This is a genomic window from Lactobacillus johnsonii (genome assembly GCF_014058685.1).
Lineage (GTDB): Bacteria > Bacillota > Bacilli > Lactobacillales > Lactobacillaceae > Lactobacillus.
On record NZ_CP059055.1, the window covers coordinates 1,792,322 to 1,817,164 of the forward strand.

The 24,843-nt window shown below is 34.4% G+C and carries 21 protein-coding genes and 2 pseudogenes; 8 read left to right on the forward strand and 15 right to left on the reverse strand.

Annotation, left to right across the window (positions count from 1 at the left end; all coding sequences use genetic code 11):
- Positions 1-20: 20 nt before the first annotated feature.
- A complete protein-coding gene (locus tag H0I41_RS08640; protein ID WP_228099712.1) occupies positions 21-305 on the reverse strand; it encodes a hypothetical protein in 285 nt (94 codons plus the stop codon).
- 114 nt (positions 306-419) lie between these two features.
- On the opposite strand from H0I41_RS08640, the gene H0I41_RS08645 reads away from it, so the two are divergent.
- Positions 420-1,109, forward strand: coding sequence for a hypothetical protein (locus H0I41_RS08645; RefSeq protein WP_004898054.1), 690 nt, complete (start codon positions 420-422; stop codon positions 1,107-1,109).
- A 67-nt stretch (positions 1,110-1,176) separates the two neighbouring features.
- On the opposite strand, the gene H0I41_RS08650 is transcribed toward H0I41_RS08645, so the two are convergent.
- The 8 genes from H0I41_RS08650 to H0I41_RS08685 all read right to left on the reverse strand — a co-directional run bounded on the left by H0I41_RS08650 (position 1,177) and on the right by H0I41_RS08685 (position 9,553).
- The gene (locus tag H0I41_RS08650; protein WP_004898055.1) at positions 1,177-2,076 is read right to left on the reverse strand and encodes a DUF7916 family protein; all 900 of its coding nucleotides are present in this window, start codon (positions 2,074-2,076) and stop codon (positions 1,177-1,179) included.
- A 4-nt stretch (positions 2,077-2,080) separates the two neighbouring features.
- Positions 2,081-3,412 carry a PTS sugar transporter subunit IIC gene (locus H0I41_RS08655; RefSeq protein WP_004898057.1) on the reverse strand — a complete coding sequence of 444 codons (1,332 nt, stop codon included), beginning with the start codon at positions 3,410-3,412 and terminating at the stop codon, positions 2,081-2,083.
- A gap of 148 nt (positions 3,413-3,560) precedes the next feature.
- Positions 3,561-5,339 carry a glycerophosphodiester phosphodiesterase gene (locus tag H0I41_RS08660; RefSeq protein ID WP_011162537.1) on the reverse strand — a complete coding sequence of 593 codons (1,779 nt, stop codon included), beginning with the start codon at positions 5,337-5,339 and terminating at the stop codon, positions 3,561-3,563.
- Between the two features lie 81 nt (positions 5,340-5,420).
- Positions 5,421-6,182, reverse strand: coding sequence for a serine hydrolase (locus tag H0I41_RS08665; RefSeq protein ID WP_011162538.1), 762 nt, complete (start codon positions 6,180-6,182; stop codon positions 5,421-5,423).
- Between the two features lie 202 nt (positions 6,183-6,384).
- On the reverse strand, positions 6,385-7,236 hold the full coding sequence (locus tag H0I41_RS08670) for a MurR/RpiR family transcriptional regulator (protein WP_182094542.1): 852 nt from the start codon (positions 7,234-7,236) through the stop codon (positions 6,385-6,387).
- Between the two features lie 48 nt (positions 7,237-7,284).
- A complete protein-coding gene (locus H0I41_RS08675; RefSeq protein WP_011162539.1) occupies positions 7,285-8,061 on the reverse strand; it encodes a DUF4931 domain-containing protein in 777 nt (258 codons plus the stop codon).
- A gap of 151 nt (positions 8,062-8,212) precedes the next feature.
- Complete coding sequence (locus tag H0I41_RS08680) at positions 8,213-8,635, reverse strand: type I 3-dehydroquinate dehydratase (RefSeq protein ID WP_011162540.1); 423 nt, start codon at positions 8,633-8,635, stop codon at positions 8,213-8,215.
- Between the two features lie 60 nt (positions 8,636-8,695).
- The gene (locus tag H0I41_RS08685; protein ID WP_044496770.1) at positions 8,696-9,553 is read right to left on the reverse strand and encodes a hypothetical protein; all 858 of its coding nucleotides are present in this window, start codon (positions 9,551-9,553) and stop codon (positions 8,696-8,698) included.
- 184 nt (positions 9,554-9,737) lie between these two features.
- Here H0I41_RS08685 and H0I41_RS08690 point away from each other — a divergent pair.
- Positions 9,738-10,951 (forward strand): annotated as a pseudogene (locus H0I41_RS08690) (MFS transporter).
- 22 nt (positions 10,952-10,973) lie between these two features.
- A complete protein-coding gene (locus tag H0I41_RS08695; RefSeq protein WP_004898075.1) occupies positions 10,974-11,657 on the forward strand; it encodes a gamma-glutamyl-gamma-aminobutyrate hydrolase family protein in 684 nt (227 codons plus the stop codon).
- A 42-nt stretch (positions 11,658-11,699) separates the two neighbouring features.
- On the opposite strand, the gene H0I41_RS08700 is transcribed toward H0I41_RS08695, so the two are convergent.
- From H0I41_RS08700 to H0I41_RS08715, 4 genes are all read right to left on the reverse strand, one after another.
- Positions 11,700-13,310 (reverse strand): ATP-binding cassette domain-containing protein, encoded by a 1,611-nt coding sequence (locus tag H0I41_RS08700; protein WP_135014211.1) that lies wholly within the window; start codon positions 13,308-13,310, stop codon positions 11,700-11,702.
- Positions 13,311-13,329: 19 nt separating this feature from the next.
- Positions 13,330-13,836 (reverse strand): O-acetyl-ADP-ribose deacetylase, encoded by a 507-nt coding sequence (locus tag H0I41_RS08705; RefSeq protein ID WP_135014212.1) that lies wholly within the window; start codon positions 13,834-13,836, stop codon positions 13,330-13,332.
- Positions 13,837-14,288: 452 nt separating this feature from the next.
- Positions 14,289-15,083, reverse strand: a complete 795-nt coding sequence (locus tag H0I41_RS08710; RefSeq protein ID WP_135014213.1) for a helix-turn-helix domain-containing protein — start codon at positions 15,081-15,083, stop codon at positions 14,289-14,291.
- Between the two features lie 122 nt (positions 15,084-15,205).
- Complete coding sequence (locus H0I41_RS08715; RefSeq protein ID WP_182094544.1) at positions 15,206-17,149, reverse strand: sucrose-specific PTS transporter subunit IIBC; 1,944 nt, start codon at positions 17,147-17,149, stop codon at positions 15,206-15,208.
- Between the two features lie 235 nt (positions 17,150-17,384).
- Between H0I41_RS08715 and H0I41_RS08720 the strand changes: the two genes are divergently transcribed.
- Together H0I41_RS08720 and H0I41_RS08725 are read left to right on the forward strand one after the other, a co-directional pair.
- Positions 17,385-18,854, forward strand: a complete 1,470-nt coding sequence (locus H0I41_RS08720; protein WP_127795768.1) for a sucrose-6-phosphate hydrolase — start codon at positions 17,385-17,387, stop codon at positions 18,852-18,854.
- A 10-nt stretch (positions 18,855-18,864) separates the two neighbouring features.
- Positions 18,865-19,841 (forward strand): annotated as a pseudogene (locus H0I41_RS08725) (LacI family DNA-binding transcriptional regulator).
- A 37-nt stretch (positions 19,842-19,878) separates the two neighbouring features.
- On the opposite strand, the gene H0I41_RS08730 reads toward H0I41_RS08725, so the two are convergent.
- Positions 19,879-20,655 (reverse strand): tyrosine-protein phosphatase, encoded by a 777-nt coding sequence (locus H0I41_RS08730; RefSeq protein ID WP_014567893.1) that lies wholly within the window; start codon positions 20,653-20,655, stop codon positions 19,879-19,881.
- A 202-nt stretch (positions 20,656-20,857) separates the two neighbouring features.
- Between H0I41_RS08730 and thiD the strand changes: the two genes are divergently transcribed.
- From thiD to H0I41_RS08745, 3 genes are all read left to right on the forward strand, one after another.
- Positions 20,858-21,673, forward strand: coding sequence for a bifunctional hydroxymethylpyrimidine kinase/phosphomethylpyrimidine kinase (gene thiD / locus H0I41_RS08735; protein ID WP_011162550.1), 816 nt, complete (start codon positions 20,858-20,860; stop codon positions 21,671-21,673).
- Between the two features lie 75 nt (positions 21,674-21,748).
- Positions 21,749-22,432: a type 1 glutamine amidotransferase gene (locus H0I41_RS08740; protein ID WP_135014215.1), complete on the forward strand. Its 684-nt coding sequence runs from the start codon at positions 21,749-21,751 to the stop codon at positions 22,430-22,432.
- Complete coding sequence (locus H0I41_RS08745; protein WP_135014216.1) at positions 22,413-23,801, forward strand: APC family permease; 1,389 nt, start codon at positions 22,413-22,415, stop codon at positions 23,799-23,801. Before H0I41_RS08740 ends, H0I41_RS08745 begins: the two co-directional genes overlap by 20 nt.
- A 37-nt stretch (positions 23,802-23,838) precedes the next feature.
- On the opposite strand, the gene H0I41_RS08750 is transcribed toward H0I41_RS08745, so the two are convergent.
- Positions 23,839-24,741, reverse strand: coding sequence for a DMT family transporter (locus H0I41_RS08750; protein ID WP_014567896.1), 903 nt, complete (start codon positions 24,739-24,741; stop codon positions 23,839-23,841).
- Positions 24,742-24,843: the final 102 nt, after the last annotated feature.

The window sequence follows — 24,843 nt, forward strand, 5'->3', positions numbered from 1 at the left end:
AGCAGCAGAAGCAATTAGCTCTATCTTTCTTTTTTCTTATCCTGCAAGCTAGCGGTAATATATCTAGCACTAGCAGCCACACTAATAAACAAGAACATAATAAATAGCCATAAAAATAGGCCAATAATATTAGGGAGTGCCCAGTAAATTTGTAAAGAAACTAGCACTGCTAAAACAAGCGTACTGATAATTAAGCCACGGAGAAAATTAACATTTTCATGTTTATGATAATGAAGCACAGTTTGGTAACCAAAATAAACAATGAAACCAATGGTAATATATAAAATAATATTAAAAATAATCATTTTTTGTCCCTTCTATAGTCCTCCCTAATTATACGTGAAACCATTTTGCTTTGCTTAAAATTTCTTTTCCACTTATAATCAATCTTGAATATGACATAGAAAGCGAATAGTAAAATGAGTGAAAAAGAAGATTTAAATATTGGACTTGTATTGCAGTATCAAGTTGCTCCAAAAGGTGTAATTGATGCCGATGCTCTTGTACGTCATGCACGAGACTGCGGCTTTAGAGGCGTAAGTATCAAAGACGCTAATGATGAACAAATGGCAGACCTGCAAGCAGCTTGTCAAAAATATACAATTAAATTTTGTCAAAAAAGACCAGCAGAAAAATTAATTTCTCCTGATGTTCTAGCAAAATTAATCGCTGCTAGATTAGACGATATGAATATCTATTTCGAAGTTGAATTAAACGCCGATGGATCAATTAAAGCCGAATCAGATCCTGCAATGAAAACTTTGCGTAATTGGATTAGTCGCTTTGGACATGCTTACTATGAAAGTCGGGCTGACCATGAGATAAAGGCAGATGAAGACAATGTTCATGTCTTTTATAATGCCATTGCTAAATATCAACGCTATGTTTTCATCCATATTCCACTTGAAGAAAGTATCGAATTAAAGCATGTTCCTCACGTTGAAGAGGCAGCTTGGATTGACACTAGAAATGAAGTGGAGTTCGAACAAGATGGAGACCATTTACGTATTAAACTTAACCGCCAAGAAGACGGTGAAGAATTTTCTGTCTACGGCTTGCGTCTACAGCTCCACCGCCCAGAAGATGATTTAGGTAAAACTGAATATTAAAAACAAAGAAGATATCAAAGTAACTTTTGCTAAGATATCTTCTTTTTATATATTATTTATTATCTTTTTACCGATTAATTGAACGTGCCATCCGGGAAATTGTATGATTCATCCCACGAATTGTCTTACTTAATTCGAAAATAGTATCCGTTGGTGGCACTACTCCCCAACCTGCATCTCCAATATGTTGGATATCAATACCGCAAATTTTATTTTGTAAGGCAATATCATGGACTGTTTGAGCTCCAGAACTTTCTTGACTAGTTCCAATCGTGCTCATTACTAGTCCACCATGTTTATGAACAATTTTTACTATATTAATTAATTCTTCACTAGTAAAACCTGGAACTGTTCCAACAGCAGGAACCAAAATAACGTCTGCACCTGCATCCAAAAACTCTTTAACTGATTCTTCACTGGCTACTGGTTCATCCACGCCAGCTCCATGCATTTTTCCAGCAATAATTAAACCTGAAAAATTTTTCTTAGCTGTTTTTACAGCTTTAGCGATCATTCTATTAGTTACACCAGTCCCAGGATTTCCAGTAAAACAAACGAAATTGAATCCTAACTCTTCAGCTGCTCTCATTGATTCAACATTTGCAGTTCTACCAGAAGAAATCTGCAATTTAGTTGATTCCATCTCTGCTTTCTCATCAACTGGCTCCAAGTTTACTCCAATTGGGCGTCCAGTTAATTTTTGAAGTTTTTTAACCGTATTTTCTGGTTTATCCACTTCCAAGCCGCTTACTTTAGGATTTAAGGTATCAAATAGATTTAATAAAATTAAGTCTGCTCCAAAAGCGGCCGCAATTTCTGAAGTAGTTAGATTATCAATTGCTGGCTCAGTAACCACATTTTCACTTAAAACAGTTCGACCTTCACTAGCCTTGATACTTTGTTTTAATTGAGTACCGTCCATTTTTAAAATTTCGCTAGTATTTGCACTAATTATTCTCGTAACCATATTTCTAACCCTTTCTACTTTCTTCAACAATTTGCCGTTTATTTAGAGCACTCATAAATGGTAAGTAAATCAAAATATCAACAATGATATTAAACAGCTGCAAGATTGAGCCGGCAATACTATTAGTTGCCAAAAATCCTGAAATAAGCGGCGGCATTGTCCATGGAATAACCGTTCCGTTACATAGTGGCACCCAGCCCAATTTCATTGCTGTATAAGTAGTAATAGCATTAAACATAGGTGCAATAATAAACGGAATAATTAAGCTTAGGTTCAAAACTACTGGCAAACCAAACATAGTAGGCTCATTAATATTAAAAATTCCTGGAACAATAGTTAATGGAGCCAAAATTTCATTTTGTTTACTTGCACGTTTTTTCCAAACTAAATAACCCACACATAAAACTAATCCTAAAGTAGCACCTGCTCCGCCCATATATACAAAATTATCGATAAATGGCTGAGTAATAATATTACCACCATGGGCTAAATCTAATTTCCCTGATTGATTCAGCACTCTATTAGCATCGGTTTGCATTAACCAGATTGGAGACATAGCCGTATTGACTACGTTTCCTCCATGAATACCGACAAACCAGAATAAACTTACCAAAATAATTGATGCTAAAGTTCCCAGTAAGGTATTACCTAATAATCCTAATGGCTTGGCTAGAATATTCATGATTACATCATGTAAGTTACCCCAGTGGGCCCATGAAAATAGCCAGTAGATACATCCTGCTAAAAAGATACAAACTGTACCTGGAATTAAGGCAGAGAAGCTCTTTGCGACTGCAGGTGGAACTGTATCAGGCATTTTAATCTGAATATTATGATTAATAAACCATTGAAAAATCCAAGCGCTAAGTAAACCTAAAAAGATTGCTACAAACAATCCACGGCTTCCAAGATAAACATATGGAAAGCCTTCAGCAGGAGTCTTTCCTCCACTCATAATACTTGGTGTCACAATAAAGAAAACTGACGCTGAGATAATCCCAGCAGAAACGCCATCCGTTTTATATTGATTAGCATAGCTCCATGCAATTCCAAAAGCTGCAATTAATCCCATAATTCCGAAAGATCCATTGCTTACTTTAACCAGAATCTGTGACAAACTCACTCCATGAACAGCAGTTTTAGTTAAAAAGTTGGTCCATGCGGTGATTGGAAAACCATTAATAACCATAAATAATGAACCTACAATGATCAGTGGCATAGCCATTGCAATTCCATCACGAATGGCAATCAATGGCTTAAAGGCACCAATTTTTGCTGCAATAGGCATTATATTTTTGTTTACCCATGCGTTGACTGCATTTGATCTATCACTCATCTTTATAATCCCCCTTTTATTAATAGTTTTTAACTATTCTTTAATAATTGGTATATACCTATTTTATCATGAAGCGCTTTCTTTATCAAAATATAAGCATTTTCTTCTATGTAAAAAAGCATCCCAGTAAGGGATGCTTTACACTTAATTATTTATTATCATCAGGCAATATTAAAATAAAGTTTAATAGCTTATTAGCGTAACTACGATTATCTTCAAAATCTTTAACTGTCTCATTTAATTCAGCTAGTCGATCGGTGATAATTCCATTGACATTGTCATACATCATCTTCATCATCATTTGTGGACTATTAACTGTCCAAGCATACACCAGCTTATTCTGAAGTTGAGCCTGCCATATAAAATCATTGTTTAGAGTAGAATATTCCATTGAATACCCATCTGCAACACTTTGGGGATAAGTAAAATTATAGGGCTGGATATACAAGACAAATAGCTTAGGGTTAATTTGATGTAATCCTTCAATAACACGATAATCTAATGACTGAACTTGATATTTACGCTTAATAATTAGCTTGCCATATTTTTGATTAAAATTCTGGAGCATTTTTGGAGAATCATTAGGCGTTGTCTTAACTTCGATTAATAATTTTTGATTTAATTTCTTAGCAGCTTTTAGGTATTGATCAAAACTGGCGATTTTAGCTTGGTGCCCATCTTCATGAAGCGTAATTCTGGTCAACTGCTTTAAAGTTAAATCTTTTGGAGTTTTATTAATACCAGCTAACTCTTTCAGATTTTCGTCATGCATAACTACAAACTGATTATCTTTTGTTTCATGCAAGTCTATTTCCACATAATCTGGATGAAGTTTTGCTGTCTTTTCTAGAGCTGGGATAGTATTTTGAACTCCATTTTTATCACTTACTCCTCTGTGTGAAATAGTGACTGGGCGCTGCATATCTGCTCCCTTTAAATACAAGGCACTATTGATTCCTGCAGCTAATACAAAAACGATTATTAAGCAGGAATCTACTATTTTAATTGTCTTTTTACTTTTTACTTTTTTCTGATCTTCCCACTTAAAACTATTTAACGGTGTGACGACAATTAAAATAGAAATAACACTAATCCAAATCGCCATTAATTCACTAATTACTTGGACCAGTAACAGATTAAAGATAGCAAAACTAAAGCTAAGCTTTTCTGGCAAATGATCTAATCCCAATTGACAGAAATAAATTATTAAATTGCAGCTAACTAAAATTACGCTCACACAGATTCCTGCAACTAATAAGCTACTTAAGAGGGTCCACCAATTTTTGTGGCTAGTTAACTTCCAGCTTTCTTTCATCGCAATCCATGTCTTTTTTTCTTGATAAATCATCAAGGGAAGCGTCAGAATCAATCTGATACCAAAAATAAAAGCTAGCAAATAAAAAATTATCAATCCACTAACCAGCCAAATATTTCTAGTCATAAAATCCAAAATAAATTCTGGAATTTGAACTTTGGCTAATAACGGCGTTCGATAAACCATATCTGCAAAAGGTACAATTAATAAGAAATATAGGCCTAGTAATAAGATGGACCCTACTCGAACGGAACGATATGTCTGCCATAATTCTTTAAATAGTAATTTAAGGGAAAATTGATTCTGAGAAATTTCTCTAATTCCCAATAATATTAAGGCAAATACACCATAAATTACTAAAAGCAGGATAACTAATTCCACGATTAGTAGGAGAGCAACTCCAGTATGCGTGGTAATAATGGTAACAATGTTTTGATATGAAACAAACGGAATTGCACTAGCTTTTAAAATTCCAGTTGTTACATACCTGAATAACGGAATGATTAGCATCTGCGTAAAAATATCTATTCCGATAAACAAAGCGACATACTCTAGCCAATGTATTCTAAAATTTTTAGAATACATATCTATTTTTCGAAAAATATTTTTCAAAAATTGTTCCTCCGCTCACTATTTTCTACCCTTGCAATTTAGTTTATAAAAAATAGGAATCCTTATCTATTCTTAGGATTCCTATTTTTCAAAGTCAGCACTTTTCACATGTGAAAAAATCAACTTACTTAATTCTTGGAAGAATAATCTATCCCCTATATTTCTTCCCTCATAACTGCTCAAAACCGTGCAAAATACTGGTGCTTTTTTTGTCATAAAAGCACAAACCTCATGGCATGCCTGACGATCTCGGCCCAATTTATTGTAGGTAAGAAGATTCTCCCCATAAAAAGTTAAATCTGTTGGAATAGTATGATTACTCAATCCTTTACGCACTAAAGCACAGAAGAGATTCTGAGTAGTCATTAAATGTGTAATCAACTTATCAACACTAGCAGCTGTACATTCGTTATCTTGATCGTTAGCCGAATAGCGCATTAACTCTCTTCCCAATCGGATGCCGGGATAATTCTGTTTTAACCACTCATCAATTTCATAAATATCAAATTTCTCAATTAATAGATTAGTAGCTACATTATCTGATAGTGCACTAGTTAAATAAACTAGGTCTCGAACGCTCCAATTAGTACGACGTAAATCACCAATAATACCAGCGCCACGCACACGAGAAAGATCAGTAACTTCCATTTTTTCATCCACAACTTCAGGGGTCTTTTTCCACTGATCTTCAATATATGCAGCAATAGCTAAGTCAATCAAACTTCCTGCTGGAAAAATTTTCTCAGCTTGATGTTGATACATAATTTGATCGCCATACTTAACAATTACACCTGCATCAATATCATACTTTTGGATAATGTCAGTAATTCTACCCTTTAACATAAAGCAATCGCCTTTCTTATTAGAATTAGACAAAACTTAACTTACGTTATCTTATATATTATATCAGTATCTTTTATTATAAAGTTATTTTAAAACTTTTTATTATCCTATATCAAGATAGCTTTTAATTTCAAAAGAAAAAGATGCTTAAGTGCATCTTTTCTAGTAGGTTACGTTCTTTATTTAATTCATTATTAGAATACTACTCATCTAATTTCTTTAATTGATTAGTTACTAGTTCTGTTTCTTTAAACTTTTCTTCTAATCTAGGTAAATCTTGATTAATCGTTGCTAAAAATAAGACACTTGAGACAAATACTTCAGAAAAAAGTGAATTTATCGCACCTACTCTAAGCAGCTTTTCATCTGTTGATACACCTAAAACTACATCACTGACTTCAACCAAGGGAGACTGATGAGAACGAGTCACCGCAATAATCGGAGTATGATTCTTACGTGCTTGTTCAGCAAGTAATAATATTTCTTGAGTCAGGCCACTATAAGAGAAAATAACCAAAACATCTGTCGAATGGGAATAACAAATTCTCTCTAAGGCAATATGAATATCTTGATTAAAAATGACATTTTTATCACTACGAATAAATTTATAGTAAAGATCTTGAGCAGGTAAGCTGGAGGCACCAACACCGGCTAAATAGATTCGATCAGCATTTTTCAAAAAATTGATCGCTTGATTTAAGGCCATTCCATCAATCAAATGAGCTGTTTTTTCAGTATTATGTTCAATACTTGACAGAAATTTTTGTAAAACGATATGTGGATTATCATGATTATCCACAATCGGTTCAATTGTATTTTCACTTTCTTGTGGTGTATCTTGAGCAAGTTGAATTTGAAAATCCTTTAAGCCCTTAAACCCCAATTGTTGACAAAAACGAATCATCGAAGCAGCACTAGTTTTAGTAATTTTTCCCAAGCCTTGTGCATCTTCTTGTAAAAAAGTCTTTGGATGAGCCAATAAATAATCGGCAATCTTTTTAGATGCTCCCTTAAAATTAGGATAATTGTTTAAAACTTTAGTAGATAAATCCATAACGTACCTCTATTTCTATTCAACATTCTAAGGTACTGAAATATTATTTCAAGATTTTTGTACAAAATTTAATAATCTCTTCGCTTCTTTTCTCAAGGTGTTATTATCATTACACTCAGATAATTTATATCCTACAAAATAAGGCGGCGCATAAAAACGTGGGATAATTTTACAACAGATTCCGTCTTTATTGGGATAGAAAAATAGGTTATATGAATCACATTTTCCCCCATACATCTCTTCTAAAGTATAACGGATAGCGTATTGAATCCAATCCGCCCAAAGATTTAAGCCGTTTTTATCTATTAAATTAACATTTAATTCTTGAAAGCCTTGAACTGGATGTGTCGCGAAATTAACTTCCATATTATTTGTCTTAAAAACAGTAATTCCAGTAAAATTATTTTCATGAATATATTTATAGCCATCTTCTTTATACAAACCAACAATTTGCATATGTGGATGAGACAGTGATCCATTAGACTTAGGTCCAAAATTTTTATACCAAAGAACTGATCTGAATTCTCTGTTTTTCCTCATCTTGTCGAAACATTCAAGAGCAAACTTCATTAAGCGGCGATTATATTCTTGTGAATATGTAGCAACATCCCCATGATGTTCATCTGATTCAATTAATACTGTTTGTTTTGTATCTTTTAAAGTTGGAAAACGATTAGCCAGCCAGATCATTGGACCATTGGTTTGATAAATATCCCTTAAATTTTCCACATCACAAAAAGGACAGGTAGTATCCTTACTACCATTAAAACTGGATGGTTTATCTTTAGCTATCGCAAATTCAAATATAAGTGGATCGTTATTCAAATTTATTCCTCATCTCTGAAAAAAACATTTGCACTTCAGCTTACACTCTACTATAATAATCTATGAAGGCGGTTAAAGCGCTTTCATATAACATTTTGTAGCTTTCCTTAACTTTACTCTTTCGGTCACTTTTCCGAAAGAGTTTTTTTATCTAAAAAAGTACCACTTGGACTTCCTTAGATTTTGCATCTTCAATTAAACCTTTTACTCTATCAGAAACGTGCCCTTGCTCGATATCAACAGCATATCCTAATTTAAAATCAATTACGATTTTTACTAAGTTTAAATATGCATCTTCACTATCTAATTCAGTTTTGCCGCCGAATTTTTGGCTACGAAATGTAATTAAAATAGGAATAGTCCCCATCACATTTTTCACTTTTCCTGCCACTTCAAGTAACCTGTTCATTAAAACTACGTCTTTAAAATAATCAATTCTCCACTCCATCATCTCAGGTTGGAGTTTTTTTATTTCCTCTGCTTGCTTTAAAATATCTTTTTCACTTACACCAGTATTAATGGGCATTAAAATCATTTGCTTGTTAATTTCTACTTTTCTTTGATCAAAACTCATCTTTTTTCTCCAAATAAAAAATTGCTACCTAAATTATAGTAGCAATTTTATCTTCATTCATTAAAATTTATCTCGTTTAATGCTGCGAATAATAGCAATTACAAATACTAGAATACTACATCCCATGCCAAAATAGGCCATATAGCCAACACTAAACATTTGACCAATCTGTGCTGGATTAATTTGGTGATTAATGGCAAATTGATATGCCCATCGATTAATCATAGTTGGCGTCAAAACAAATAAAACTGTTGAAATACCTGACCCCACTAGCATAGCTCGACGTGAATACGGTTCTCTAAAGAATTGTGCCAAAACACAAATAGCAGGGGCTACCATTAAAAGGAAGGTCCAAATCATAATCCATCTACCTGCCGGATCATTCATAAATTGACCACTATTTGTCGCATAGCGGTAGGTCCCCCACAAACTACCGCCTAATAAGCTATCCAGTAATCCAACTACATTTGCTCCTTGAGCCGCATAAACATTATTGGTGCTAGCAGCCGCACCTTGGAGCATTTTTAACATATCTTGTGAGCCAGTAGTTTGAAAATTAATAGTAACAACTTGTCGCATATAAGTGGACAAAAACATGATCATTGAAGCTCCTAACTGCAATGCTTTAAGTAAATGAAGTGTCTTATTCCCACCTAATTTAAATTCCAAACTAAGAGTTCTGTCAGGATTTTTACTTTTTACAATGATAAATGCTCCAGCAATTGCAGCAATTATTAAAATTACTAGACCAAGCCACCACTTGGTCATAATAAATAGAATTGCTAGCACAATTAAAGCTACTGAAATGTATGGCCGATTTAAGAATAAGTCCCAAACGTTTACTTTACCATGGCTTGCTAGTCGCTTTCGATACTCTTCTCTAGTTAAAACTTTTTTCTTATCTTTAGAATCTTCCATCTTATTCACTATTCTCTACCTTTACCTTATTGTGCTAATCAATATTAGCATGTTAGAAGACTATCCGCATTACTTTTTTAAGAAAATTAAACAAGTTAATAAGATGAAAATAATTACTTTTAAAACACTGTGCTAAAATAATCCTATTATAAATTAAAAAGTAATTTAGAATTGAGATGACTAGGTGAATAAATCACAAGCCAGCACTTTACCAAATGGTTGGCATAAAACTTTTTATACTCTATGGCTCGGTTGTTTTATTACAGGATTAGGTTATTCAATGACAATGCCATTTATTTCTTTATTTATGGCTGAACTAGGTCATTATAATAAACTACAATTAAACCTTTACTCAGGGTTAGCATTTGCCATGACTTTTATTGCCCAGGCCATTATTTCCCCTTACTGGGGTAATTTAGCCGATCGTAAAGGTAGAAAATTAATGTGCATGCGTGCTGCTGGCGTTATGAGTTTAACGATCTTTATTACAGGCCTAGCTCAAAGTGCACTTTTTATTATCTGTATGCGTTTCTTACAAGGCTTATTTCAGGCTATATTAATAACGCAACGGCGCTCATGGCAGGTGAGACACCGCACCAGCGTAGTGGCTGGGTAATGAGTCAAATGATGACTGCAGGAACTGCGGGTAACTTAGTGGGACCTCTAATTGGTGGTGCCTTATCAAGCGCCTTCGGTTATCGCATCCCCTTCTTTATTACTGGCGGACTAATGTTTTTAACTTTCTTAGGAACATGGTTATTAGTAAAAGAAGACTTCACGCCAGTTTCCCGAGAAAAGATGAAACCAATGGGACAAATACTGCAAGACTTACCTAATGTTAAATTAATTATCATTATGTTTGTGACGACAATGATTGTTCAATCTTCAACTATGTCTATCGATCCCATTGTCTCTCTTTATGTTAAATCTTTAATGCCGCACAGTAATAATATTGCCCTAATCGCCGGGATTGTTGCGGCTACACCCGGTCTTGGTACAATGCTCTCTGCATCACATATTGGTCACTTAATGGATCGTGTTGGTGCTGAAAAAGTTTTGCGATGGGGATTATTAATTGCTACTATTTTATTTATTCCAATGACTTTTATTCCTAATGCCTGGTCATTAGCTTTCTGGCGTTTCTTATTAGGAATTATCAGTGCTGGCTTACTGCCAGCTGCTCAAACAATTCTTACTTTGAATGTTCCACCAGAAGCATTTGGTAGGGTCTTTTCTTACAACCAATCCTTCCAAGCAGTTGGGGCGGTCTTAGGGTCTTTACTAGGTTCAACTATTTCTGGTATGTTTACTTATGAATGGGTATTTGCAGCAACTGGGATTACCCTACTGATTAATTATTTAATCATGCAATTTTCTTCCCAATCTCGCAACGCCTAACTTGTTAAAGGAGTGTTTCTTTATGAAAACTATCGGTATTAGTGCAGGTATTAAAAATAATGAGGTAATTGTTGATCGAAGTGTTGTTGATACTGTTGTAAAACTAGGATTTCTTCCTCTTGTCTTTGCTCCAGTAAGCTTAAAGACGATGCCAGTGCCTAGTGTCAATTTCGATGCTCTGATTCTTAGCGACGGCCCTGACATCACACCAATTTTTTATAATGAAGAGCCACTTCCCGAGCTTAGAGAAACTGATCCACATCGAGATCAATTTGAGCTAAACTTAATCAAAAATGCCCATGATTCCAATTTACCAATTTTAGGAATTGGCCGCGGAATGCAAATGTTAAATGTTGCTTTTAACGGTACACTTTTCCAAGATATTTATGCTCAAAATTCTGGTGCAGGTGTTCAACATATTCAGCCAAATGATCTCTCTTTAGAAAGTCACCACGTTAATGTAACTGATGAAAGTGAACTTGCTAAAGCTGTAGGAACTCATCCCTATGTTAATAGCAACCACCATCAAGCTATTAAGACTATTGCTAACAACTTTAATATTGTTGCAACTGCTCCTGATGGTATTATTGAAGCTATTGAATCAACTGATCAAACAATGTTAGGTATTCAATGGCGACCAGATAAGCTATTGAACGATCCGAAGCAAGAAAAAATTTTTACTAACTTTTTTGCAAAATTAAACTAAAGAAATAAGCTTGAGAGGTATAAAACTTCTCAAGCTTATTTTTTAATTATTTTTGTTTTTACTTCCTTCACTCATGTCTAAGTGAACAATTTTATTAAACATCGCTTTTTCTTTTGGTGAAATTTTGTGAGCAACTTCAATTACTGCAACATCAGGATTTTTCAAAAGAGTTTCATGGATTGCTAGAGACAAGTTCGGATCTAGAGCACTCGTAGCTTCATCAGCTAACAAAATTGGTCGCCCTGACAATAAGGCACGAGCAATTTCAATTCGTTGGATTTGTCCACCTGATAAACCATTGCCAGCTTCGCCAACTTTATGGTCAAGCCCCTCTTTTTTAACTAATTCATCTAAACCAGCTAGATGAATAACTTCCTTTAATTTTTCGTCGCTAACCTTTCTACCTAAGGTAATATTGAACCACAACGTATCATCGAACATAAAAGGTTTTTGATTAACATAAGAGAAATAATTATGAGCTTTTGCCCAGTCCCCAGTTACATTCTTTCCGTTAATCAAAATTTTACCCTTTACTGGCTTCTTTAAACCAAGCATTAGGCGCAGCAAAGTGGTTTTGCCCCAACCACTTGGAGCCATGAGAAGAATCTTTTCTCCAGGTTTAACCTGTAAATTAACATCTGTAAAAATTGTATGCTTATCTGCCTTAGTTTGATACGAAAGATTTTTTACATCTAGTCCTTCAAACTTCTTGGCTTTCTCTGAATTTTCTTTTATTTCATAATTAAGGGCTTTTTGTGTTTTCTTCCACATTGGAACGGTTGATTTAACTTGGTTAAATTCATTAAACAAGGTTACGACTGGCGTAATAAAGTTCATTGCCAAATCTACCATCATAAATAAAGTACCAACACTTAAGCTTCCCTGCATCATCATTATGCCACCAATCGTACATGGAATAATGAAACAGAATAATTCAGCAGCAGAATAAATTAATTCTAAGGCCCAAGCTTGAGTTAAGTTCATATTTCGCAGAGCATTTTCCATATTTTGAGCTGATTTTGTTGCTCTTACTACAATATTGTTTCTAACATTATAGAGTTTAGCTGATTGGGCCCCATTTAATGAATCAGAAACATTTTGAGTATAATTAGCATTTGTTTTAGCCCAAATTTTAGATTTTTTAGTAATGATTCTACTAGTAAAAATTTGTACAACGGCTGGAGCCGCCATCGCAACTACGAAAATAATCGTCATTTGCCAGGAATTATATAAGGCAAAAGCTAATGAGCCAATAAAAGTTAAGCCTTGATAAATCATATCAAGTTGAGCTGTAATTCGATTTGTTTCAATTTGTTTCAAGTCATTCGTCATAAGTGACAAGCCATTTTTTATATCGGTTTCACCTTGATCAACCAAATATTGTAAATTAGCCTGCTTGAAAACCATATTAACATCACGAATGATTCCCATCTTTACACGCTCATAGATGAAATTACTCATCATGAAGCATAGCTGCCCTAAAGCCGTTAAAGCTGCTAAACGCACCAAGTGCATTACATCCTTTGAATGCGATGATGCCACATTCAGCATAATCTTGATCATATAAGCCACAAATAAAATATTACAAGCCTTAATTGCAGCCAAGATAGCAAACCAAATCACCTGACTTCGTTTTGCATATTTTAAACTCATCTAAAACTCCTCACTTTAGTTAAGACGTTAATTTATTATATATGGCTTTATTTTCTGAATCAAATACACAAAAGTAGACTTTAATATTAAATTTTTGTTGTTTAAGCCAATTCTTAGTAGTTTCAACCGCAATTTTTGCAGCAGCTACTTTTGGATACCCATACACACCAGTTGAAATACAAGAAAAAGCAATTGAATGTAAATTATACTTTTTAGCCAGATCAAGACTATTGCGGTAACAATTCGCTAAAAGTTCTGCATCTTTTTGAGCAAAATTCGGATTATAAACTGGTCCTACAGTGTGAATAACATATTTAGCAGGCAAGTTATACCCCTTAGTAATTTTTGCTTCGCCAGTTTCACAACCATGAAGAGTTCTACATTCTGCTAGTAATTCTGGACCAGCTGCACGATGAATTGCCCCATCAACTCCACCGCCACCTAGAAGTGTTCTATTAGCTGCATTAACGATTGCATCAACTTTTAATTTTGTGATATCCGCTTGAATCACTTGAATATCATTCACTAACCCTCACCCTTTCTTTCATACTTATATTTTATCTCAAACAAAAAAATAAGCTCATCCCCAAAGTAGGAAATGAGCTTATTTTGATTTATGATCATGAGTATATATTATAGGCAAATGTATGTAAGATTGATAAAAAATAATTATTAGAATTTACTAATCAAAACTTATTCTTGTGAAATATAAAAATATACCAAAACATATATATAAGAAAAATAATTGATACTATTCCAAATGTTACAGTCATTAGATCATTTATATTTCTAATAATAAGTATAACGATCGGACCTATACAACAAAATAAATAGCTTATTTCTAATATAAGTTTATTAACATTCATTTTTTATTCGTTCCACTAATAGATAAAATATTATTAATTTCAAGGCTTTGAATATATGTATATAATACAAAACTGTTAAAAATCCATCAGCCAAGTGTCTATCATGACACAACTAAAATGCTATATAGGCTGTAATTGACTCCATCCCATGTCTTTCAAAAAAGTCTAAAATCTTTTTTGCTTCTAATTTTTCTTCATTAAAAAGATAACCATAATAATCTGCCATCACTTTAAAAAATATAGTTCTTGGCTCAACCGGTAACTTATACAAGAAATTCCTCAATTTGCTTATCATCTCAAAATTTCTATCATGTTTTAAGAACATTATGTTTAAATAATTAACCATTATTCCTCCAAGTATTTCTTGAATTTTCCTGCTGGCTTTATCTATTTCCTTATACTTTCTTAAAATCATATTTAGTTCATACTCAATCTCTGATTCATCAAACAGAGATATAGCCATAGCAAACAAGCGTAAATTATCTTCTCCCCACTCATCTATATTAAGTATTAGTTTCTTAATCAGTGTTTCTTCTTTATAGGATAACTTCTTCTTTTTAAAAAACTTTTCTAAAAGAATAGCATGAGCATAAACATTTCTGTATTGATAATCTTCAGCACAAATTTTTCTTATTTCTACAATTTTTGAAAGACTTTGTTCATAATATGCATTTCTTAACTGCTCTAAATATTTTTTACTTTTTCCCTTACTTTCTATACTCTGAAAGAAATCGGAAATATTAACTCTATTTCGTTCAAGTATTTCAATTAAATCTTTTGCGTTAATTTCATGTAATCCCCGTTCGATTTTTGAATAGTAGGATTTTGTTAAAATATCTCCTACCATCTCTGTTTGACTTAGTCCTAGTTCTAACCGTAGTTTTTTCAGTTCTTTCCCAATTTGCATTATTTCATCTCTTTTCTAAGTTAATGATATGTAATTATATAATTCTAGTCCTAAATTTAGAACAAAAAATAAGCTCATCCCCAAAGTAGGAAATGAGCTTATTTTGATTTACTTATCAATAATTATCTCTTAGTAACTGCGATTAAGTCGTTACCATGCTTCTTTTCTACGCCATCAATACGTTGAACATTTGCATAGCTAGTAGTGTTAGTAATTACAGTCATGACAGTTGTATCGTATCCTGCTTTCTTTACAGCATCTAAATCAACCGTTCCAAGCTTTTCACCTTTTTCAACATGTTGGCCTTGTTTTACATCAGTAGTAAATCCTTCACCCTTCATGTTAACAGTGTCGATACCAATATGAATTAAAACTTCTGCACCTTCGTCGGATTTAATTCCATAAGCATGTTTAGTTTCATAAGCAACTGTAATTTCACCAGTTACTGGGGAGTAGATAGTACCTTCACTTGGTACCATTGCAGCACCCTTACCCATTGCTTCAGTAGAGAAGACTGGGTCATTTACATCTTTCAAGCTTTCTGCCTTACCTGAAACAGGAGCAGCAATTACTTCATCATGTAATTCTTTATCTTCTTTGATAATTTGTTCAGCTTTTTCTTGTTGTGCTACTTGATCACCAGCAGATTCAACAGTACCGGATTCTTCTACTACGTCTTCCTTAAAGTGACGTTTGCCATATACAAAGGTTAAACCAAAGGCAACAATGAAACTAATTGCTACAGAAAGTGCCCACATTGGAATGCTCTTTGGAACCATTGACAAGAATCCAAGGAAACCAGCTGAACCAAGAGCAGCAGCAGTAACATGCATTAATCCTGCAAAAGCAGCACCAACACCTGCACCAATTAAAGCACAGAAGAATGGGAACTTGTACTTCAAGTTAACACCAAACAAAGCTGGTTCGGTAATACCAAGTAATGCAGAAACACCAGATGAACTGGCTAAACCTTTAACCTTTTCATTCTTAGTTAAGAAGTAAATAGCAAAAGTAGCAGCACCTTGAGCAACGTTAGCCATACATGCGGTAACAAAGATAAAGTCACCGGATCCACGACCACGTGCATATTCAGCTAAAAGTTGAGTTTCAACTGCTGGGAAACTTTGGTGAAGACCAGTAGTAACAATAGCTGAGTAAGATAAACCAAAGATACCCATACCAAAGGCACCAGTAGTATTGTAAAGCCAAACAATAGCAGTAGTTATTGCATCTGACACACCTTTAAAGACTGGTCCAATAATTGTAAAAGTTAAGAAACCAGTAATCATAATTGAAAGAAGTGGTGTGAAAGTAAAGTCAACTGCAGATGGTAGCCACTTGTGGAATCTCTTTTCTAAGAAAGCTAAAAGCCAAACTGCTACTAAAACCGGAATAACTTGGTATTGGTAGTTAGTTTGAGAAACGTGTAAACCAAAGATATCCCAATATTTACCAGCTCCACCTAAAGCTGGAGTGGTCATAATCATACCAATAGTTGCACCCAAGAATTGGTTAGCTCCAAAACGTTTAGCAGCAGACATACCAACTAAGATAGGCATGAAAATAAATGGAGCAGCGGACATTACCTGGATAATTTCAGATAATCCTTTAACGCTAGGTGCCATTTGAACAACTGACTTAGCTCCAAATAAACCTGGAGAAGTTAAGAAGTTGTTCAAAGCCATTAATAAACCACCGGCTACTAAGGCTGGAATAATAGGAACAAAGATGTCAGATAAAAGCTTAATAAAGGCCATTACTGGATTGAACTTTTGATCCTTTTGAGCAACCTTCTTTAAATCATCAGTTGAAAGCTCTGATAGACCTGTCATTTTAATTAATTCATCGTAGACTTTATTAACATCCCCAGGTCCAATAATAATTTGAAACTGACCGTTAGTTTTAAAAGTACCCTTGATATCTGGATCGCTATCAAGCATTTTCATATTTACTTTACTATCGTCTTTTAAGACTAAACGTAGACGCGTAGCACAGTGAGCAGAGGCTACTAAGTTGTCGCGACCAACAGCTTCAATAACTGTTTCAGCAACTTTTTTGTGATCCATGTCTGTCTCCTCCTTGAAAATGTGTAAGCGTTTTAAATATTTACATGTATTATGATAGCGTATTCTAAAATTATGTCAAGCGCTTATCATAAAAAATGCTATTATTTTGCCACATTTTAATTTCTATTTTTTAAAATACTAGTTTAATACTGTTATTCGTTTGACATATAGACCAGCTTTAAGTTAACATTCTTATATAAGAATGCGTTTACATATTCAATGAGGTGAATAAGTTATGGAATGGACAAGAGAACAACGTTATCGCAAATATAAAGATTGGGATGCACAGACTTTATTAAATCTTCAAGCTCAAGCTGCAACGTCTCCCTATCAAATGCACTATCATATCCACCCACTTTCTGGATTAATCAATGATCCTAATGGATTTTCCTATTATAATGGTGAATACCATCTATTTTGTCAGTCTTATCCATTTGGACCAGTTCATGGAGTTAAATCTTGGATTCACTATGCTTCACCAGACTTAGTGCATTGGCATTATCTTGGTTCAGCAATTGATCCAGACAGTGACTTAGATAATGCAGGTGCCTACTCAGGTTCAGCAATGGAACATGATGGAAAACTTCTATTAATGTATACAGGCAATCACCGCGATAAAGATTGGACTAGAATTCCTTATCAAGTAATTGCGGAAATGGATAAAGATAATCATATTACTAAACCTAAGGACCCCGCAATCCTGCCTCCAGACCATGTCAGTGAGCACTTCCGTGATCCACAATTATTTGAGCATGATGGAAAATATTATGTTTTACTTGGGGCTCAAGATGCTAAGACTAAGAAGGGTCACATTGATATCTATGAATCAACTGATCTCAAAAATTGGCATGAAAATGGCTACTTAGACTTAGGCAAAGACGAAATGGGCTATATGATTGAATGTCCTAACCTAGTTTTTGTTAATAATTATCCTGTTTTAATTTTCTGCCCTCAAGGATTAGACAAGTCAGTTGCTGACTACAAAAATATTTATCCAAATATGTACTGGATTGGAAAAGATATTAACTTAAGTGAAGCAAAATTTACCCCCCTTCAAGAAAAACCAGCTAATTTAGATGATGGCTTTGATGTCTATGCCACTCAAGCATTTAATGCACCCGATGGGAATGCTTATGCTATTTCTTGGGTTGGTCTTCCAGACTGTACTTATCCAACCGATAAAGAGAACTGGGCTAATTGCTACAGTCAAGTTAAGCGATTAGAAATTAAAGATGGGGCGTTATATCAACATCCAGTAGACGCAATTAAGAAATTACGTCATAATGAGAAACAGCTCAATAATGAAAAGATAATTAGTCAAGCAGCCGGTAAGCAATATGAACTAAAACTTCACTTACTAGCTGGTCAAAGTGGAAAATTACACTTAGCTTCTAATGAAGATCTATCATCAAGTCTAGTACTTGATTTTAATACAGATAAAAACGCAAAATTAACAATTGATCGGGCTTCAAGTGGTCCAGCTGTTAACCCAGATTATGGAGCAACTAGAACAATTGACCTGAAAGATGATCAAGATCTAGATTTAGATATTTTCATCGATGGCTCATTATGCGAAATTTTCATCAATAATGGTCGTCATGTTGCAACTTTAAGATTCTTTGCACCAACTCCAAACCAAAAAATTGCTTTTGACAAAGATACTAAGTACACGGGACGACTATGGAGCATGAATTCTATATTATAGGAAGATAATAATGGTCAAATTAACCGATGTAGCTGCCAAAGCAGGCTGCTCTGTTACTACAGTTTCACGCGTAATTAATAATTACGGCTATATTAGTCAAAAAACACGTAAAAAAGTTCATGAAGCAATGAAAGAGTTGAATTATCAACCTAATTCAGTTGCTCGATCTCTGCAAGGCAAGAAAACCAAATTAATTGGTTTAATTTTTCCTGATGTTTCTAATCCTTTTTTTGGAGAATTAGTTTCTAAAATAGAAGATCAACTTTTTAAACACGGCTATAAAACAATTCTTTGTAACGCAGGCAATGACAAAGAAAAAGAGCGTACTTACCTGCAAATGTTAATGGCTAACCAAGTTGATGGTATTATCGCTGGTGCACATAACTTAGGAATTGAAGAATATCAAAGAACTGGCTTACCAATTGTATCTTTTGATCGAAAACTATCGGATAATATTCCAATCGTTAGTGCCGATAACTTTAAAGGTGGTAGTTTAGCTACTCAAGAGCTTTATAATCATGGTGCACGTCACATTTACTTTGTAGGAAACCCCACTTTAGATGGACACCCTACTCAAAAGCGGCTCCTGGGCTATAAAGAAACAATTAAGGAGCTTAAGTTAACAGAACACATCCATCCAGTGATCTTTAACGAAACCCTCGCCTTAAAAGAAATGGCAATTAGAGATTTGCTAGAAAATCATAAGGTAGATGGAATCGTCGCGTCGGATGACCTCACTGCTCTTCTTATTTTAAATCCTTAGGTATTCATATTCCTAAGGATTTAAAAATTATTGGCTTTGATGGTAGTAAAATTGTCCGTGATTTCGAGCCACGTTTATCTACAATTGTTCAACCTATTCCCTCAATTGCACAATTACTTGTTAAACTTTTAGAAAAAAGAATCGATAATCCAACTGAAGAACTGGATAACTATACCTACTATTTACCTGTAGAACTACTTAAACGTGAATCTAGTGGAAACTAAAAAACATTAGGCACTTCAATGTGTCTAATGTTTTTTGTTACTCTAAATACATTTTCCTAAAATCTTTTAGATCTTGCCTTGAAAAACCAAGTTCTTTAGTAAAGTAATTTTCAAAACCGCCATATCCAATATCGATTGTCTGAGTAATTCCTTCAATAGCGGTACCTTCACCTTCAGTAATATTCATGCGATTAACCATTTTAATCATTTCAGAATCACTTGGAAGTTGCTTTTTAAGACCAAAAGTATACAGCTCATTTGTTAATAAATAGTCACGGGCAATTGTATGCTCATCAACACCCAGGCCCTTTAAAATTAATGCTGTGGTCATTCCAGTTCTATCTTTACCAGCACTGCAGTGATATACTAACGCTTCATCCTCCGGTAAGGTAAGTAGGGACGCAAACACACGGGCAAAAGCCTTTTGACTAGCGGGACTTAAAATTACATTTTGATAAATTTCGCCTAAATAACTATTAACTTTAGGAATATGATGTAAAAAGCGATATAGTTTATGACTGTCATTAACAAAATTACCGCTGCTATCCTCTGCGTAGACATGACAATCGAGAACTTCTACCCCATTCCATTGTCGGTCCGGAGCCATTAATTGTTCATTACTTGTGCGTAAATCACAATCTACTGTGACTTTCATTTCTTCTAACTTTTCCTCATCGCGTTTAGTTAGACTACTTAAGGAATCAGAACGATAAATTTTATTCCACTTAACATGTTTACCTTCATTATTTTCATAGCCACCAATATCGCGAAAATTAACAGTACCATCAAAGGTAACTAAACGATTATGTTCCATACTTTTCATCCTTTATTATCCATATTATCTCTCAGTTTATATTCTAGACTATTTTCTACAGTAATTAAGTATTTGAGATTTAAGTTCAGGAAAAGTTTTTCCCTTCTGCCTTGCGTACAGAACACTTTCACTTTGTTAGTTTATTTTTTATAATTGATAGTAATAATTTACCGAAAATAAATTTTAGGAGGGACGGCACAATATGTCAAAAGAACACATCGAAGTTTTAACAATTGCAGGTCATGATAGCGACGGAAGTGCTGGAATGCCAGCAGATTTACATGCTTTTTATGCACGTGGCGTTTATGGAATGGGGCTTTTAACAGCTGCTGTCGCAGGAAATTCTCAAGGTATTTTTGCACAACAATTAATGCCATTAGATTTTATTCAAAAGCAATTTGATGTTTTAAATGAAGACTTTAAAATAAAAGCCGTTAAAACAGGAATGCTAGCTAATAAAGAAATTATTGATGTAGTTGCTAAAAACTTAAAACATTATCAAATGCAAAATATTGTGCTTGATCCAGTAATCATCACTAAGCATGGAGCTACACTTTTAGCAGATGATGCCTATCAAGCTTTTCTTGACGAATTAGTTCCCCTTGCAACAATTATTACACCGAACTTTTTTGAAGCTCAGAAATTGACTGAACTTGAACTAAAGAATGAAGATGAAATTAAACAAGGCGCAAGAAAGCTACAAAAAATGGGCGTTAAAAATGTTTTAATTAAGGGCAGTCACCACAATAGCAATCAAACTGAAGTTAAGGACTACCTTTTATTAGCAGATGGTTCAGAAGAATGGTTAACTAAGCCATATTTCAAAACAGATCGAGTTAACGGAACTGGTGATACTTTATCAGCAGTAATTACAGCTGAATTAGCTAAAGGGACTGATCTCAAAACGGCTGTTAAAATTGCTAAGGATTTTACTTATGAAGCCATTTCACATCCAATAAATGTTGGCTCTAAATATGGCCCAATCAACCATCTAGCCGCTCAAGAAGAAATGAACTAATATTTTTTACTAACTAGGATTTAAGACAATTTTAAGTTATACTTTGAACATACAATTTAAATAAGGATGATAATTATGGCAGATAAAACAATAAAAATTGCATACTTATACGAAAATTTAATGAATACTTACGGAGATTCTGGCGATGTTAAAGTAATTCGTTACCTATTGGATAAGCAAGGCTATCAAACTGAAGTTGATAACATTTCATTAGACGATAGTTTTGATGCTAATGACTACGACTTTTTATTCTTTGGTGGTGGTCAAGACTTTGAACAAACTGTTGTAGCTAAAGATCTGCCACGTCATAAAGAAACAATTGAAAACTATATCAAAGCCGGTAATCCAATGCTTTGTATCTGTGGTGGTTATCAATTGATGGGAGATTATTATAAAACTAACTCTGGCATTACCATCAAAGGATTAGGGATCTTACCTTTACATACAATTTTTAAGGCAGACAAGCGAATGATTGGTGATACCCGCTATATGACTGAATGGGGCGAAGTAAAAGCCTTTGAAAATCATTCAGGACAAACTTACTTTGATAATACTAATATGCTTCATCCCTTTGGTGAAATGATTGAAGGTTACGGCAACAATCCCCAAGATAAAGTTGAAGGTTTACGCTACAAAAACTTTATTGGATCATATTCACACGGACCGCTACTTCGAAACACAAATGTGGCAAACGCGATTGTTAAAATGATTTTAGAACGTCACAAGGAGCGTACTGCTAATGAAGTTGAATCCGTTTAGAAAAGAAAGCCTCAAGCGTTATCTCGGTACTGATAAGCACTTTGTCAAAACGCTCGGGGCTTTTGACTTATTAACCATTGGTATCGGAGCAGTTATTGGGACAGGAATTTTTATTTTACCAGGTACGGTTGCTGCTAAAGAAGCTGGTCCTGGTGTAACACTTTCATTTCTTATTGCTGCTTTAGTTTGTACGCTAGCAAGTATGTGTTATGCCGAACTCTCTTCTAGCATCCCTGTTGCGGGCTCGGCTTATTCCTACGGAAATATCCTTTACGGAGAAGTTATTGGCTGGATTTTAGGTTGGGCATTAATCTTAGAATATATGCTCTCAGTTGCTGCAGTATCAGCTGGATGGGCTTCTTATTTCAACTCCTTACTACACAGCTTTGGCTTACACATCCCGCATCATTTTGAGGGATCATTCGATCCGTTAAATGGTACGTACCTAAATTTATGGGCAGTCATTAGTGTTTTATTAATTGGAATCTTACTTTCTCGTGGAATGAAAGCATCCATGAAATTTAATAATGCTGCTGTTTTAATTAAGATAGCACTCATATTTATTTTTATTGGTGTTGGTTTATTTTTTATTAAGCCTAAAAACTATCAACCTTTCACGCCATATGGAACTACAGGCGTTTTACGTGGAGCTACAACAGTCTTTTTTGCGTTTTTAGGTTTTGACGTTGTTTCATCTTCAGCAGCTGAAGTTAAAAATCCTAAAAAAAATATGCCTATTGGAATCATCGGTACTCTAATCGTAGCAGCTCTTCTCTATATGGGAGTTTCAGTAGTTTTAACTGGGATGGTAAATTATAAACAACTAGATGTAGCTAATCCGGTTGCCTACGCTCTAAAGGTCGTTAACCAAGGTTGGGTAGCAGATTTATTATCGATTGGTGCTATTGTCGGAATGAGTACAATGATGTTAACTATGATTTACTCAAGTTCACGTCTAATTTATTCTATTGGACGCGATGGACTCCTACCTAGCTTTTTAGGAAAAATTGACAAACATGGTCTTCCAGAAAATGCCCTCTGGATCGTAACTATTGTGATTGCAATTATGGGTGGTCTCTTTTCTCTTGAAGAACTTACTAGCTTAGTTTCAATTGGGACATTGCTTGCCTTCACTTTTGTTTCATTTGGAGTTATCTTATTACGCAGAAGAAAAGATATTCCTGAAGGTGACTTCAAGGTTCCATTCTATCCAGTAATTCCAATTCTTTCTGGACTTGCCTGCATTGGCATGATGTGTTTTTTATCTGTTAAAACTTATATTTTTGCTAGTGTTTGGTTCTTATTTGGACTATTTATTTACTGTGTCTATGGATATAAACATAGTAAAATCAGCAAAAGAAATGCTTAATTACAAAAAAGAGTAGTTACTCGGGAGTTTTGAGTAACTACTCTTTTTTATTACGACTTTTCGGTTCCCAATTAAGTGCTAATACTGCACAAATGATCATTATTGAACCAATCCAATCAATTGGAGCCATCACTAATCCAAAAATAATTACTGACCCAATCGTTGCGGAAACCGGCTCAAAAGCATCTAATAAACTAGCAGTTGATGGTTTAATATAACGAAGTGATCCCATCATCCATTGAAATGGAATTAGAGTTCCAATCACGATTACACCAGCCATTAGCCAAAAAACATTAATATTATTCGGAATCTTTGGCCATACCGGATGTACTATTACCAAAGCAATCCCTGAAAAAAGCAAGCCCCATCCAGTTACTACTAAACTAGAAGTATGATCAAGTAATCGACGTGGAATAAGAGTATTGGTAGCTACACCTACTGCCGAAATTAGACCCCAAAATAAAACTGAAGGAGTTAGGGACAATTGATTAAAGTGCCCATGTGTAGCTAAAAAGAAAACTCCTATAAAAGCAACAATAGCAGCAATTACATCTACTGCACGTAATACCTGATGCTCAAATACTACCATATAAAATAAGACAAAAAATGGTCCAATAAACTGTAATACAGTAGCAATGGAGGCATTTGCTTGTTGAACAACAATGAAGTAACAATATTGCACGGGTAATAACCCCAACAAACCGTACGCAATGACAGTAATTGCATCTTTTTTATCAGTCATAGTTTTAAGTGGTCTTTTGCCAGTAATTTGAGCAAAAATCAATAATAATACTCCGCTTACTACCATTCGAACTTGTGAAATCCAAATCGGCGTTATACTTGAGCTGATATTAAATAATCCCTTAGCAAATAACCCTGAAATGCCCCAAAAAACACAGGCTAATGCTGCCAAGCACGTCCACAATCTCTTTTTTGTCATATTTTTCCAACTTTCCTAATCTTATGCAAGATTCATCATAACATACTAGAAAAAAATTATCTTTTTACCTCTTGCTTTTTCAACGCAAATCGAGTTAAATAT